The 15000-nt window shown below is 67.6% G+C and carries 11 protein-coding genes; 7 read left to right on the top strand and 4 right to left on the bottom strand.

All coding sequences use genetic code 11. The annotated features are described in order from the left end of the window. Positions 1-28 precede the first annotated feature (28 nt). A complete protein-coding gene (locus BSP109_RS10000) occupies positions 29-772 on the top strand; it encodes a transcriptional regulator (RefSeq protein WP_101600368.1) in 744 nt (247 codons plus the stop codon). A gap of 150 nt (positions 773-922) precedes the next feature. Here the strand turns inward: BSP109_RS10000 and BSP109_RS09995 are convergent, their stop codons facing one another. Next, entirely contained in the window at positions 923-1588 is a 666-nt protein-coding gene (locus BSP109_RS09995) for an AIM24 family protein (RefSeq protein ID WP_087006028.1), read from the bottom strand. A gap of 183 nt (positions 1589-1771) precedes the next feature. Then, a complete protein-coding gene (gene valS / locus BSP109_RS09990) occupies positions 1772-4450 on the bottom strand; it encodes a valine--tRNA ligase (protein WP_101600367.1) in 2679 nt (892 codons plus the stop codon). 83 nt (positions 4451-4533) lie between these two features. Here valS and BSP109_RS09985 point away from each other — a divergent pair, with 83 nt between their 5' ends. Together BSP109_RS09985 and BSP109_RS09980 are read left to right on the top strand one after the other, a co-directional pair. Beyond that, positions 4534-5799, top strand: coding sequence for an acyltransferase (locus BSP109_RS09985; RefSeq protein ID WP_257944646.1), 1266 nt, complete (start codon positions 4534-4536; stop codon positions 5797-5799). A gap of 116 nt (positions 5800-5915) precedes the next feature. Beyond that, positions 5916-6668 carry an SDR family oxidoreductase gene (locus BSP109_RS09980; protein WP_101600365.1) on the top strand — a complete coding sequence of 251 codons (753 nt, stop codon included), beginning with the start codon at positions 5916-5918 and terminating at the stop codon, positions 6666-6668. Positions 6669-6884: 216 nt separating this feature from the next. Here the strand turns inward: BSP109_RS09980 and BSP109_RS09975 are convergent, their stop codons facing one another. Further along, positions 6885-7826 (bottom strand): hypothetical protein, encoded by a 942-nt coding sequence (locus BSP109_RS09975; protein ID WP_101600364.1) that lies wholly within the window; start codon positions 7824-7826, stop codon positions 6885-6887. Positions 7827-8424: 598 nt separating this feature from the next. Here BSP109_RS09975 and ileS point away from each other — a divergent pair. The 4 genes from ileS to ndk all read left to right on the top strand — a co-directional run bounded on the left by ileS (position 8425) and on the right by ndk (position 14174). Continuing rightward, positions 8425-11703: an isoleucine--tRNA ligase gene (gene ileS / locus BSP109_RS09970; RefSeq protein WP_101600362.1), complete on the top strand. Its 3279-nt coding sequence runs from the start codon at positions 8425-8427 to the stop codon at positions 11701-11703. Beyond that, positions 11700-13271 carry a folylpolyglutamate synthase/dihydrofolate synthase family protein gene (locus tag BSP109_RS09965; protein ID WP_257944645.1) on the top strand — a complete coding sequence of 524 codons (1572 nt, stop codon included), beginning with the start codon at positions 11700-11702 and terminating at the stop codon, positions 13269-13271. The genes ileS and BSP109_RS09965 overlap by 4 nt, the downstream gene beginning before the upstream one ends. Further along, positions 13268-13639 (top strand): DUF4233 domain-containing protein, encoded by a 372-nt coding sequence (locus tag BSP109_RS09960; RefSeq protein WP_101600360.1) that lies wholly within the window; start codon positions 13268-13270, stop codon positions 13637-13639. The genes BSP109_RS09965 and BSP109_RS09960 overlap by 4 nt, the downstream gene beginning before the upstream one ends. A 112-nt stretch (positions 13640-13751) precedes the next feature. Then, positions 13752-14174: a nucleoside-diphosphate kinase gene (gene ndk / locus BSP109_RS09955; RefSeq protein WP_087006048.1), complete on the top strand. Its 423-nt coding sequence runs from the start codon at positions 13752-13754 to the stop codon at positions 14172-14174. Positions 14175-14327: 153 nt separating this feature from the next. On the opposite strand, the gene BSP109_RS09950 is transcribed toward ndk, so the two are convergent. After that, positions 14328-14963 (bottom strand): vitamin K epoxide reductase family protein, encoded by a 636-nt coding sequence (locus tag BSP109_RS09950; RefSeq protein WP_257944644.1) that lies wholly within the window; start codon positions 14961-14963, stop codon positions 14328-14330. Positions 14964-15000 lie beyond the last annotated feature (37 nt).

Here is a 15000-nt window from a genome sequence, read left to right as displayed (position 1 = left end):
CTCATACCTGAAGCTCTGTGAGGACACCATGAAGACGATCACCCGCAGGAAGTCCATCCGACCAGCACTCGCCGCAGCCGCCGCATTCGGCATCGCCCTGACCGCCAGTGGGTGCGGTGGGGGTGGAGCTGCGGCTGACGACGCAGCCGTGGACGAGCGGGCGGCTGCGCCGGTCGAGAGCGAGGGCTCGGACGACGAAGACGGTTCGGACGACGAAGCCGGTTCGGAGGACAGCGCGGAAGGCGACGCCGGCGAGGGCGCCGATGATTCTTCCGAGGGGGCCGACTCCGGCGAGTCTGGGGGAGCGGCCGGGGAGGAGACCCAGGTGGAGATCGGAGAGACGCTGGAGGATCCGGACATGGGCGACTCGATCGAGGTGCTCTCGGCGGTGCGGGACTTCCCGTCCGAGGAGCAGGCGGATCTGATCGCGGACGGCGGAGAGGTCGTTCTGCTCGAGGTGTCGGTGAGTCCTGGTGACGAGTACGGCGGTCTCGTGTCGATGGGCGACTTCGAGATCTCATGGGACGACGGCGCGGACTTCTGGAACAACAAGACGCGGATGGTCGAGGATGAGCTCGAGGCAGCCGACTATCCGGTCTTCGAAGACGTGTCCCGGCGGGACGGGGGAGAGCACACCGGCTGGATCGCGTTCCTGGCCGACGAACGCGCCGACTCCTATCAGATGAGCTACACCCGTGCAGGTGCTGAGGTGATCGGCTCTGACGAGCTGATCGATCCGTTCGAGGCGGACTTCGAGATCCCCGCTTCCTGACACCTGCCACTCCCCATCCGCCAGCTGCTGCTCACGATCTGCCAGTTGTGACCTCCCATGACTGAGGGGCTCTCCTCGCACGAGGAGAGCCCCTCAGTCATGTAAGGCATGGAGATCGCAGGAGGCGAGGCGGGCGAGTGAGGGGCAGCCTCACATCTCCGACGGCTGCACGACGACGAAGCCGGGGCCGTGGAACTTCATCTGGACGGATTCTCCCGAGCCACGGCCCACGAACGATCCGATCGACACATCGGTGTGGATGTCCGGCGACAGGTTGGCGGACCAGCACACAGCCGCCTGCGGATCGACATAGGTGGGCTGCTGCGAGCAGTCGAGGACCAGCGGGTCTCCCTGGCAGGCGAGAGCGGCCATGCCCTGGCCGGACAGGACGACGTTGAAGAGTCCGGCACCGGAGGCCAGTGAGCCGAGTCCCTTGACCCGGCGGATGTCTTCGGTGAGCGTCGGGTCATACGCGAGCAGGGACGCGGAGTTCACGCTCAGGGCATCGTCGGGTCCCTCGAGCTGCATCATGAAGATGTTCGCGGCGTTGCGGGCGAAGAAGACCTCTCCGGCACCTTCAGCACGCATCATCGGGGTGTCTTCGCCGGTCACCTGCTTCTTGAGGAAGTTCCCCACGGAGCCGGATCCCTGGTGCTTGAACTGGACGTTGCCCTGATAGGCGACCATCGCCCCCTTGGTGGCGATGATGGGCGACTGCGGTGTGACGATCGTGCGCAGCATCTTCTGCGACTGCATCGTCCACCGCTCCGTCGACTGGATCTCCGCATTGCGCTTGTTGAAGAGCTCTGACCTCATGACTCACCTGTTCTTCCTGCGTCCGCGCATGCGGACGAACGACTGTGGGGCGGGGCATCCGCGTGGGGTTCCCCGCCCCACAGTAGTGCGCTCGCGTCGTGGGGACGCGGCGAGGAATGGTGCAGATCAGCACCAACCCGCGCGGTTCGAGCTCCGCGAGGTCCGGGCCCGTCACGGCTGAGCTCAGGCAGGTGACTCCGCGAAGACGACGTCCGAGACGGTGACGGACGCCTCGACGTCGGCACCTTCGGCGCCGGCCGGGACCTCAGCCGCGGTGACGGAGCTCGTCCGCACGTCCAGGTCGTCGACGCGGCTGGCAGCCAGCAGGTCGCCGCGTGCCGCTGCGACGGCGGTGAGGACGTCGGTGGGGGCATGGAGGACCGCGCTGGTGATGCGGGTCTTCTGCGACACCTTCGCCTCCGTCTTCGTCTGGCGGAGCTTGGACAGCGCGGAGGCCACCTTGCCGAGCATGTCTGTGGGGACCTGCGCGGGCTCGGCGGTCGGCCACGGCGCGCGGTGGATGGACCCCTCGCGCCACCACGACCAGACCTCCTCCGTCACGAACGGGAGGAACGGTGCGAAGAGCCGCAGGAGCGTGTCGAGCGAGGTCGCGAGCGTCGCGTGCGCAGAGAGCTGCGCTTCCTCGCCCTGCGCCCCGTAGGAGCGGTCCTTCACGAGCTCGACGTAGTCATCCGTGAAGTCCCAGAAGAAGGACTCGACGATGCGCAGAGCCTGCGCGTTGTCGTACGCCTCCATGTGACGGCCCGCGTCGGCGACGACAGTGCGCAGCGCCGCGGACACGGACCGGTCGAGCTCGTGGGTGATGAGGTCCTCGCGGCCGATGAGGTCCGCGTGCACGCCCTGCGCGAGTGCGAACTTCGACGCATTCAGCAGCTTCATCGACAGGCGGCGGCCGATCTGCATCTGCTGGGTGTCATAGGCGGTGTCCGCGCCGAACTTGGCGCTGGCCGCCCAGTAGCGGACCGCGTCGGGGCCGAAGCCGGGCTTCTGCTCCGCGAGGATGTCGCTGGGGACGACGACATTGCCCTTCGACTTCGACATCTTCTTCCGGTCCGGATCGAGGATCCATCCGGAGAGTGCGGTGCGGCGCCACGGCACGGAGTCGTTGATGGAGTTCGCGCGGACGACCGTCGAGAAGAGCCAGGTGCGGATGATGTCGTGGCCCTGCGGTCGCAGGTCCATCGGGAACACGTTCGCGAACAGCTCCTCGTCGCGCGACCATCCGCTCACCAGCTGCGGGGTGAGCGACGAGGTCGCCCAGGTGTCGAGGACGTCCGGGTCGGCGGTGAAGCCGCCCGCCACATCGCGCTGGTCCTCGCTGAACCCGTTCGGTGCGGACGCGAGCGGATCGACCGGCAGCTGTGCGCCGTCGGGAACGATCGGGGCGTCGTAGTCGGGTGTGCCGTCGGCATCGAGCCGGTACCACAGCGGGATGGCCACGCCGAAGTGGCGCTGACGGGAGACCAGCCAGTCGCCGTTCAGCCCGTCGACCCAGTTCTCGTAGCGCGATCGCATGTAGCTCGGATACCACTCGAGCTCGCGGCCGCGGGCGATGAGGTCGTCCCGCAGCTCAGCGGACCGGCCGCCGTTGCGGATGTACCACTGGCGGGAGGCGACGACCTCGAGCGGCTTGTCGCCCTTCTCGTAGAAGGGCACCGGGTGCGTGATGGCCTCCGGGGCCTCGAGGAGGTCGCCGGATTCGGCGAGCAGCTGCGCGATCTCCTTGCGGGCTGTGAAGGTGGTGGTGCCCGCGATCCTCTGGTAGGCCTCGGCGGCGTCCGCCTTCGCGGATTCCGCGATCCACTCGGGCGTCTCGCGCTGCAGGCGCCCGTCGCGCGTGACGACCGCGCGGGTCGGAAGGTTGAGCTCGCGCCACCAGGTGACGTCGGTGAGGTCGCCGAACGTGCAGACCATCGCGATGCCCGTGCCCTTGTCGGCCTTCGCCAGCTGGTGCGAGCGGACCTCGACCTCGACGCCGAACAGCGGCGACACGACTGTCCTCCCGAAGAGGGGCTGGTAGCGCTCATCGTCCGGATGCGCGACGAGCGCCACCACGGCGGGGATGAGCTCGGGACGCGACGTGACGATGACGACCGGATCCTTCGCGGTGTCGGCGGTGCCGTCTGCGGCGCTCGGGTAGAAGGCCACCTTGTGATAGGCGCCGTCCTTCTCGCGATCCTCCAGCTCAGCCTGCGCGACCGCCGTGCCGAACGTCACGTCCCACATCGTGGGCGCATCCTGCGAGTAGGCGTTGCCGGTGGCGAGGTCCGCGAGGAACGCGCGCTGCGACACGGCGCGGGCGGTGTCCTCGATCGTCCTGTACGTGTACTTCCAGTCGACCGACAGGCCCACGGAGCGGAACAGATGCTCGAAGACCGCTTCGTCCTCAGCGGACAGTGTGAGGCACAGCTCGATGAAGTTCTGACGCGAGACCTTCACGTAGTCCCGGGCGCTGCGCGGCGCCTTCGCGGGCGGCTCGAAGTCCGCGTCGTAGGGGAGCGTGGGGTCGCACGTGACGCCGTAGTAGTTCTGCACGCGGCGCTCGGTGGGCAGGCCGTTGTCGTCCCATCCCAGGGGGTAGAAGACGTTCTTCCCCAGCATCCGCTGGTAGCGGGCGATCACGTCGGTCTGCGTGTAGGAGAACACGTGTCCCACGTGGAGCGAGCCCGAGGCGGTGGGCGGGGGCGTGTCGATCGAGTAGACGTCCTCGCGGGTGGTGTCCGGGTCGAACGCGTAGACGCCGCTCTCACCCCATGCCGCGTCCCACTTGTCCCTGAGGCCCTCGAGGGCCGGCTTGTCCGGAAGGCGCACCGAGTCATGTGTGCTGTCGGAAGTCGTCATGCGTGCGATTGTTCCATATGGTGATCGGCCTCCTGGACGGGGCAGGATGAGTTCCGCCCCGCCTCCCTGCCATGATTGTGCCCATGGCGCTGATCGACCGTGTGGATGAGACCGGACCGCCTCCGCGGTCCACCCAGTGGATGAACCCCACCCGGTCCTTGGCGATCCTCGCGGTCGTCGCCATCCACGCCATCGCGGACACCGTGGGACTGCGATTCACCGACCACGGCACCGCGCCGTGGTGGGTCGCGAACGTCATCGACTCCGCGAGCCGCTGGTCCGTCCCCGTCTTCCTCATGATCGCCGGGGCCCTCGCCCTGGATCCGACGAAGGGCGGCCGGCCGAGGGACTTCCTCTCCAAGCGCTTCTGGCGCATCGGAGTCCCGCTGGTCGTGTGGACCGCCGTCTACGTCCCCTACCGCCTGTTCGCGATGTCCGGTCGCGAGACGGGGTGGGACCCCCTGACCGCGATCCTCACCGGTTCGCCGTTCGTCCAGCTCTACTTCCTCTACGTGCTGGCCCTGCTCACGCTGCTGACCCCATTCATGCGGCAGCTGACGGTGCACGGGTCGCGGCGGGCCCAGTGGGGCACAGCGCTCGTCCTGCTGGGCATCGGCATGGTCGACCACTTCTCCGCGGTGCTCGCGGGGGTGGGGGAGCCGAACATCGCGACGAGGTTCCTCCCCCTCATGGGCTACTACCTGCTGGGCTGGATCATGCGCGACCATCTGGTCCGCGGCGCGAAGCTGGTGTGGGCGTGGGTGGGCTTCGTCGGCTCGATCGCCTTCACCGCGCTGTGGGCGGGCTTCGGCCCCGGGGACCAGCCGTGGGTGATCGTCTACGAGTACATGGCGCCGACCGTCGTGGTCATGAGCCTCACCGGCTACCTCATCCTCCACCGGTTCTTCTCGGATGACTCACGCAGCTACCTGGGCCTGCGCCGACTCTTCCCGTACTCGTTCGGGGTGTTCCTCCTCCATCCGCTCCTCGTGTACTCGCTGCGCGATGTGATCGGGGTGGCGGACTCGGTCGGTGCGGTCCTTCTGCACGGCCTGCTCCTGCCCTTGGTCTACGCGCTCATCTGCGCGATCGTCACCAAGGTGGCGCTGCGGACGCCCGTCGTGCGGATCGCCTTCGGCGAGGTCCCGACCGGTGTCGCGGCCGTTCCGCCGGCGCACACTGCAGGGCAGGGCGGTCCTGGGCTGGGTGGTCCTGGGCAGGGCGGTCCTGGGGTTGATGATCCAGGGCAGGCCGTGGATACCGTGCCCGAGGTCCCCTCACCCGAGGCGGCCGACGCAGGCGACACAGATCACCTCGACCGTCCGGGCTCTGAGCCAGCGCCTGCGTGAGCGGTGCGTGCTGAAGCACATGCGTGCGTGAGCGGGTTCACTAGACTGGATGAGGAGCCCGCTGCCGCGCCGTCGAGGTGCGTGCGGACAGACCTTTCTGCGAAGAGGAGACACACATGAGTGCACTGCGAGCCGTCGTCACGGGAGCGAGTTCGGGGATGGGCAGGGAGACCGTCCGCCAGCTGAGGGACCAGGGCTGGGATGTCGTCGCCGTCGCCCGCCGGGAGGATGCGCTCGCCCAGCTGGCACAGGAGACGGGCTGCGAGGTCGTCGTTGCGGACATGACGAGTGACGAATCGGTCGCCCAGATGGCTGAGAAGGTGCTGGCGGGCGGTCCGGTGAACTCACTCGTCGCGAATGCCGGGGCCGCGTACGGGCAGGACCAGGTGGAAGACGCATCCGTCGAAGGCTGGGCGGAGATGTTCGACCTCAACGTCCTGGGCGTCGTGCGCTGTGTGAAGGCACTGCTCCCCGCGCTGGAGGAATCGGGCCGCGGCGACATCGTCGTCATGTCGTCGACCGCGGGCCACATCGCCTATGAGGGCGGTGGCGGATACGTCGCCTCGAAGCACGGCGCGCATTCCGTCGCGGCGACCCTGCGGCTCGAGCTCGCGGGGCGTCCCGTCCGCGTCATCGAGATCGCGCCGGGCATGGTCGCGACGGAGGAATTCTCCCGTAAGCGCCTGGGGTCCCAGGACGCGGCGGACAAGGTGTACGCGGGCGTCGAGAAGCCGCTGACCGCCGAGGACTGCGCCGAGGCAGTGGTGTGGACGCTCACCCGGCCCCACCACTTCAACGTCGACCTCATGGTCATCCGCCCCATCGCGCAGGCGGCCCAGCACAAGGTCGCACGCAACAAGGGGCTGTGAGACGGCCAGTGAGTACGTCTGAGACTGGGACCGAGAACCGCTGAGCATACTGAGACGTCACTGGTGCACACGATCAGGCTGAATGATGTGCACCAGTGACGGTTCAATGTGCTGGGTCGCCGGTTGAGTGCTTAGGTGCCATGTGAGCGCGCTGCGTTGCCGTTGAGCTGCCCTGCCTGGCGGTATGTGGACGCGTCAGTGTCAAGCTGCGGCGGTTCAGATGCCCGAACCTGCGCCTCCGCGCTCAGCGAGCCTCTGCCGCAGATACATGAGGAACGCGCCCCGGTCGGTGTCTGCGGTGACACGGATATAGACCCATCCGTGGTCGTTGAAATCGCGCTCGCGGGTGATGTCGCTTGTCCACTGTCTCCTGTGCGTGAGGTGGTGTGCGCCTTCGTACTCGATGGCGATCCGCAGATGCGGGTACGACAGGTCTGGGCGGTATGTTCGTCCGGCGAGGGTGACCGGTGAGGTCACTGCGGGCTCGGGAAGCCCGGCGTCGACGATTGAGAGCCTCAGTGCGGTTTCCTGAGGCGATCCGACTCCAGCGCGCACCAGTCGCAATGCATACTCCAGCGCGGTTCGTCCGCGGAAGCGCGGCCATGTGGCTGCGGCGGTTCGGAGCTTGTCAGGAGTGGTGAGCGCCGGGCCGTGCCACGAGCCGCACATGGTGTCGAGCACGTCGATGAGTTCACGGGCGCTCATCATCCCGGCGAGCTGCCGCAGAGTGTCGTAGTGGCCCGCGACTGAGATTCGGCAGTGGTCGAGGACCTCCAGTCGACCGGCGACATGGCCTCGGAATCCGCGGCGGCGTACCTGCGTTCGAGGGCTCGTCACGTGGATGTCGGTGGTGCGGAGCCTGTTCGGCAGGGGCCATCCGTGCAGGATCGCGGCCGATGAATGTGAGACGACGGCATCCGGCCGTGACAGCTGCAGCGCCTCCGCTCTCAGACGGATGTCAGACCACCGTTCGTCGGCCCAGCCAGGGATTGCGACCGGCTCGACATCCCACGGGTGAGGGTGGACGCCGGGAATGATGGGTGCCCGGGTGGGGCGCGTCATCGCTGCTGAGCGCGGCAGCCCGAATGCGGCGCTGTTCCTCTGGGTAACCAGGACCGGCACCCAGATGATCGTGTGCTCGTTCGCGTGCGGTGGCATGCGGAGACAGTATGGAGCCAGCGACCGATGCGGGGACAGCCGCGGCGCCTGTGGACAGGGGAGTGCATCTCCACGGGAAGATGTGCGCATCTGCATCCTCGAATCCACAGTCAGATGGCCGCGAGAGCCACTCACACAGAAGGTCGAGCCCCTGTCTCAGACGCAGAGCGACACTCCCAGAAGCTCGAGCTGTCGCCACGAGTCGACAATGCATCACATCGAGACGTCACTACAGCACGCCGGACCCTCGTCTTCTGTGCTGGATCGTCGTCTCAGGTCCAGGCTCGGTCGGAAGCCTCCCGCACCGTGCACGGGAGCCTGCCCGTGCGCTAGACTCGCCTGTGCATCGATCCGGCCATCACCGGGGAGCATCCGGAAGAACGGCAGACGCCCAGGGCGCCGCCCAGTAGACCCGGACGGGACGGCCCGTCACAGCCGAATGAGCGATCCGCTCGCACGTCCCCGCGGGGACGCGGAAGCGGATAAGCGGGGTGGTACCGCGGCAGCGCGTGCGCGTGCAGTCGTCCTCGCACGGGAAGAACCGTAAACAGGGGACGGGTGCCACCGGGTGCGCGGCCCCGCTCACCAAAGGACGCTCATGAGCGAAAACATCTATCCCAAGCCGGGATCAGCCTTCGGCCTGTCGGCCTCACCCTCATTCCCCTCGCTCGAACAGCGCATCCTGGACTTCTGGGACACCGACGACACGTTCCGGGCGAGCGTCGAGTCGCGTGATGCGGGAACAGCCGGTGAGAATGAGTTCGTCTTCTACGATGGACCCCCGTTCGCGAACGGCCTGCCGCACTACGGCCACCTCCTCACCAGCTACGTGAAGGACGTCGTGCCCCGCTACCAGACGATGCGCGGCAAGAGGGTCGAGCGCCGCTTCGGCTGGGACACCCACGGACTGCCCGCGGAGCTCGAGGCGATGAAGCAGCTGGGACTCAAGACGAAGGACGAGATCCTCGAGATGGGGGTCGGCACCTTCAACGAGGCCGCGCGCGCCTCGGTCCTCAAGTACACCGATGAGTGGCAGGACTACGTCAACCGGATGGGTCGCTGGGTCGACTTCGAGAACGACTACAAGACCCTCAACCCCACATTCATGGAATCCGTCCTGTGGGTCTTCAAGACCCTCTTCGACAAGGGCCTCATCTACGAGGGCTACCGCGTCCTCCCGTACTGCTGGTCCGATGAGACCCCGCTGTCCAACCACGAGCTGCGCATGGACGACGACGTCTACAAGATGCGACAGGATCCGGCGGTCACGATCGGCTACAAGCTGAGCGAACCGGACGCGGACGGCAATGACGAGTGGGTCCTCATCTGGACGACGACCCCGTGGACCGTGCCCAGCAACCAGGCGGTCGCCGTGCACCCGGGCACCGACTACGTCGCCGTGAAGGCCGGTGCGGATGCCCCGGAGGAGTTCGCCGGGAAGACGTTCGTGCTCGCCCGCGCCCTCCTCGCCGCGCACTCCCGCGAGCTGGGGGAGGAGCCGGAGATCGTCCGCGAGTACACGGGCGCCGACCTCGTGGGGCGCACCTACGAGCCGCCCTTCCCGTACTTCGAGGGCAAGCAGTCCGAGTACGGCGAGCGGATGCACACGATCCTGTCGGCCGACTTCGTCACGACGGACGACGGCACGGGCATCGTCCACCAGTCGCCGGCCTTCGGTGAGGAGGACAAGCTCCTCACCGACGAGTACGGCATCACCGCTGTGCGCCCCGTGGACGACGCGGGACGCTTCGACCACCAGGTGCCGGACTACCGCGGTCAGCAGGTATTCGACGCGAACCGCGACATCGTCCGCGACCTCAAGAACCACACGGGTCCGATGGAGGGCCGCTCCGCGCTGCTCCTGCGCCACGAGACGTACGACCACTCGTACCCCCACTGCTGGCGCTGCCGGAATCCTCTGATCTACCGCGCGGTGTCCTCCTGGTTCGTGTCCGTCACCGCGATCAAGGAGACGATGCTCGCGACGAACGAGGAGATCACCTGGGTCCCGGACAACGTCAAGCACGGGCAGTTCGGCACATGGCTGGAGAATGCCCGCGACTGGTCGATCACCCGCAACCGCTTCTGGGGATCCCCGGTCCCGGTGTGGCGGTCGGATGATCCGGAGTACCCGCGCCTCGACGTCTACGGCTCGTTCGCAGAGATCGAGCGCGACTTCGGACGTCTGCCCGTGGACGAGAACGGCGAGCCGAACCTCCACCGCCCCTATGTCGACGACCTCACCCGTCCGAACCCCGACGATCCGACGGGGAAGTCGACGATGCGCCGCGTCGAGGACGTCCTCGACGTGTGGTTCGATTCCGGCTCGATGCCGTACGGCCAGGTGCACTACCCGTTCGAGAACGCCGAGTGGTTCGAGAACCACTACCCGGCGGACTTCATCGTCGAGTACATCGGACAGACGCGCGGCTGGTTCTACACGCTGCACATCCTGGCGGCGGCGCTCTTCGAGAAGCCGGCGTTCCGCGATGTGATCTGCCACGGGATCGTCCTGGGCTCCGACGGCCAGAAGATGTCGAAGAGCCTGCGCAACTACCCGGACGTCAGCGAGGTATTCGACCGCGACGGGTCCGACGCGATGCGCTGGTTCCTCATGTCCAGCTCCATCCTGCGCGGCGGCAACCTCGTCGTGACGGAGCAGGGCATCCGTGACGGCGTGCGTCAGGTGCTGCTGCCGCTGTGGAACTCATGGCAGTTCTTCGCCACGTACGCGAACACGGCGGACGGTCCGGCAGGGCCCGCCTCCGGATACGAGGCGCAGGACTCCCTGCAGTCGGACCAGGTGCTCGACCGCTACCTCGTCGCGAAGACCCGGGAGTTCCTGGACGAGTTCCAGTCCGCGATGGATGCGTATGACATCTGGGCGGCATGCGGACTGGCGAACAGCCACCTCGACATGCTGACGAACTGGTACGTCCGCCGTTCCCGCCGACGCTTCTGGGACGGCACGGAGGAGACGCACCCGACCTTCGACGTCTTCGCCACGAGCTTCGAGGCGCTGCTGCGCGCGATCGCCCCGCTCCTGCCGTTCGCGACGGAGGAGATCTGGAAGAGCCTCACCGGCGGCCGTTCGGTCCACCTCGCGGACTACCCGGACGCCCAGGCGTTCCCCGCGGACCGGGACCTCGTCGACGCGATGGACTTCACCCGCGCCGTGTGCTCGGCAGGCTCCGCGCTGCGCAAGGCGCGCAACCTCCGCGTGCGCCTGCCGCTGTCGGACCTGGTCCTCGTCACGGACCTCGAGATGGGCGAGGAGTTCACGTCGATCATCGCGGATGAGCTCAACGTCAAGTCCGTGCGTGTGCTCGGCACCTCTGAGGCGCGCGATGCCGGGTTCTCGTTCGAACGCAGGCTCAGCGTGAACGCCCGGGCAGCAGGACCCCGCCTGGGCAAGGACGTGCAGCAGGCGATCCGCGGTTCGAAGACGGGAGACTGGTCGGTCGAGGACGGAGTCGTCACCTCGGGCGGCATCGCACTCGTCGAGGGCGAGTACGCGCTCGAGGAGCACGCGGAGTCCGCGTCGGAGTCCCTGGCGCTCGCGCCGGTGGAGGGCGGCTTCATCGCCCTGGACACCGCGCTGACCGACGAACTCGAGGCCGAAGGCACGGCCCGCGATGCGATCCGTGCCATCCAGGGCGTGCGCAAGCAGCTGGCCCTGCACGTCTCGGATCGCATCCGGGTCACCCTGTACGCTCCCGAGGCCGTCGCGACGGCACTTACGGCCCACCGAGACCTCGTGGCCGGCGAAGTGCTCGCCGAAGCTCTGGACGTCGCCGGGTCGGACGCCGCGGCGGCCGACGCGACGACCGTCCGTGAACTGGGTGAGGGCGTCTCCGTGCGCGTGGTGCGGGCATGACCGGCCACGACGACGAACTCGCACCGATCCTGCCGGAGGACGACGACGCCGAGGCTGCGACGGGCTCCGCATTCTGGGCCGACACCGAAGACGATCTCGCAGACGGGTCCGGCGATGACCTCGCAGGTGCAGCCGGTGCATCCGGTGAGGAGGCCCTCGAGGCACCGGTCGAGACCGCGGAGGACACCGCAGCCCTCGCCCGCGTGTACTCAGCACTGCTGGCGCGGGCAGGGGAGACCCAGGTCGAACTGCGCCTCGATGCGACCCGACGGGCGTGCGAGCTGCTCGGTGACATCCACACCGCGGCACCGGCGATCATGGTGACGGGGACGAACGGGAAGACGTCGACGGTCCGGATGGTCGACACGCTGCTGAGTGCGCACAACCTGCGCGTGGGCCGCTTCACGAGCCCGCACCTCAACCGCGTGACGGAACGGATCGGCGTCGACGGAGACGACGTCAGCGCTGCGGCGTTCGCCCGCGTCTACGACGAGATCGAACCGTACCTGCAGATGATCGACGCGGCTCTCGCGGACGAGAGGCGGCCGGGTCTGACCTTCTTCGAAGCACTCACGGTGCTCGCACTTGCCGTGTTCGCGGATGCTCCGGTCGACGTGATGGTGCTCGAGGTCGGCATGGGCGGCGAATGGGACTCGACGAACGTCGTCGACGCGCGGGTCTGCGGCTTCACCGCTGTGGGACTCGACCACCAGGCGTATCTCGGCGACACGACGGAGGAGATCGCCCGCACGAAGGCGGGGATCCTCGATCGCTCCGTCGATCCCTCCCCGGAACCGGAACCGCTCGCCATCATCGCCGACCAGCCGGCCGACGGCGTGCTCGCGGTGCTCGCAGATGAGGTGTCCCGCCGAGATGTCCGTGCGTGGACTGAGGGGCAGGGCTATGGCGTGGTCGACCGCACCTTGGCCGTGGACGGCCAGATGGTGTCGCTGCGCGGCATCGGGGGTGACTACCCGGAGCTGTTCCTCCCGCTGCACGGTGCGCATCAGGCGCACAACGCGGCGACTGCGGTCGCGCTGGCAGAGGCCTTCCTCACCGGCGGCGAGCGTCCGCTGGCAGAGGACACTGTGGGGGAGGCCTTCGCCGCGATGACGAGCCCCGGTCGGCTCGAGGTCCTCAAGGCGGAGCCGACCATCCTCGTCGATGGCGCGCACAATCCGGATGGCGCTCGTGCGCTCGCTGAGGCGATGGACGAGGCGTTCGACCTCACCGACGTGACAGCAGTGCTCGGGATGTTCGCGGACAAGGACCCCCACGGGGTGCTCGAGCACGTGCATCGCTTCGCGGACCGCGTCATCGTCACACAGACGCTCAGCGACCGCGCGATGGATCCCGAGGACCTCGCGGCCGCGGCGGCGGAATGGTTCGATGAGGATGACGTGATGATCCGTCCCACCGTCAAGGACGCGCTCATGACCGCGCTGGACCTGGCGGACACCGCCGAGGCCTCCGCCGGAGAACGCGCCCGTGCCGGCATCGCCGTGACGGGCTCACTCCTCACGGCGGCAGAGGCGCGGGTCCTCCTGGGACGAGGAGGGATCGCATGAGCGTCCAGGCCAAGTCGAAGCTTCCGATGCTGTGCGGGACTGTGATCGTGAGTGAAGTGCTGGTGCTCTACTTCGCGGGGCTCACCGGGTACGGACTGCGTCCGGACCTCGTCCCGTACGGAGTGTTCGTCGGGCTGCTGACGTTCACCGCGCTCGTCCTCATCGCAGCCGCAGCACTGCTGCCGCGCAGGAGGTTCGAGCAGCGTCCCGGCATTCTCCTGGGCTGGATCGGCCAGGGCCTGATCCTCGGACTGGGCATCATCATGCCGGCACTGATCATCATCGCGGTGATCTTCGGCTCGATGTGGGCGCTCGGAGCGTACTGGGGCCGGCGCATCGACCGCGAATCGGCCGAACGGGAGGCATAGTCCGGTCGCTGTGAGAGGGAAGGCCCGCCGCCGTTAGACTTGGCCACCGGAAAGACCGACTGACCACCACCTGCTCTACGCAGCATCTGCCCACCTCAGAATTGGAGACTCCATGTCAGAGCGCACGCTCATCCTTGTGAAGCCCGACGGCGTCGAACGCGGACTCGTGGGCGACGTGCTCGCCCGCATCGAGCGGAAGGGCTACCGCCTCGACCGACTCGAGCTCGTGCACCCGACGGATGCGCAGCTGGCTGCGCACTACGCAGAGCACGAGGGCAAGCCGTTCTACCAGCCCCTCGTCGACTTCATGAAGTCCGGTCCCGTCGTCGCGGTCATCGCGTCGGGCGAGGGCGTCATCCGCGGCTTCCGCGTGCTCGCGGGGACCACGGACCCCACCGAGGCTGCTCCCGGCACCGTGCGGGGCGACCTCGCCAGGGATTGGGGCGAGAAGGTCCAGAAGAACATCGTGCACGGCTCGGATTCCGTCGAATCCGCCGAGCGCGAGATCGGGATCTGGTTCCCTGCGAACGCCTGAGAGGAATGCGCTGAGGCGACTGCGCTGAGACGACTGCGCTGAGGCGACCGCGAGGGCGGGGCCGGTCATCGACCGGTCCCGCCCTCGCGCTGTGCGCACTCAGACGACGGGCCGAACGAGTGGGCTCGGGTGAGAGAGCCCGGATGAGCAGGCTCAGATGAGCGAGCCGAAATAGGTCCAGAACTGCGTGACCATCGCGGTCGCGATGACGAGCAGCCAGACCCCGGCGATGAGCAGCGGCATCGAGGCGAGGACGCGGAGGAGCGTCGAGTCCTGAACGGATCGTCCGAACGCGCCGCGCAGCACGTTCGCTGCGAGCACCACGCAGAACTGCACGATCGTCACGACCCACACGACCATGCACCAGGGGCAGCCGACGCCGATCGTGTAGATCGATGTGTACTGCAGGAACGTGACCAGCACGATCCCGCCCAGCAGGCCCATAGCGAGGCCGTTCATGATCCAGCGGGGGATGTCGACGCGGGACAGGAGCAGCACGCCCAGGACGATCGGGACGACGAACGCGACGACGCCCAAGAGCTGGTTGGGGAATCCGAAGATCTCCGACTGCGGGTACTCCATGACGCTGCCGCAGGAGAAGAACGGGTTCAGATCGCAGCCGAGCACCGCGTCCGGGTTCGCAAGGAGGGTGATCTTGTCGACCGTGAGTGCGAACGACGACACGATCCCGATCACCCCGGTGAGGACGAGGAACGTGCCCATCCCGCGATGACCGGTGAACCACCGGCGGGACTGTGCGGGTGCGGGGGGCGCGTCGAGTGTGCTCACGGAGAAAGGATGACACCGGGCGGCCGGGTGCGCAAAG

Origin of the sequence: Brevibacterium sp. Mu109 (assembly GCF_900169375.1) — a bacterium.
Classification (GTDB): domain Bacteria; phylum Actinomycetota; class Actinomycetes; order Actinomycetales; family Brevibacteriaceae; genus Brevibacterium; species Brevibacterium yomogidense_A.
Note: the sequence above shows the minus strand (reverse complement) of the source record. Positions and strands in the feature narration are given on the sequence as shown.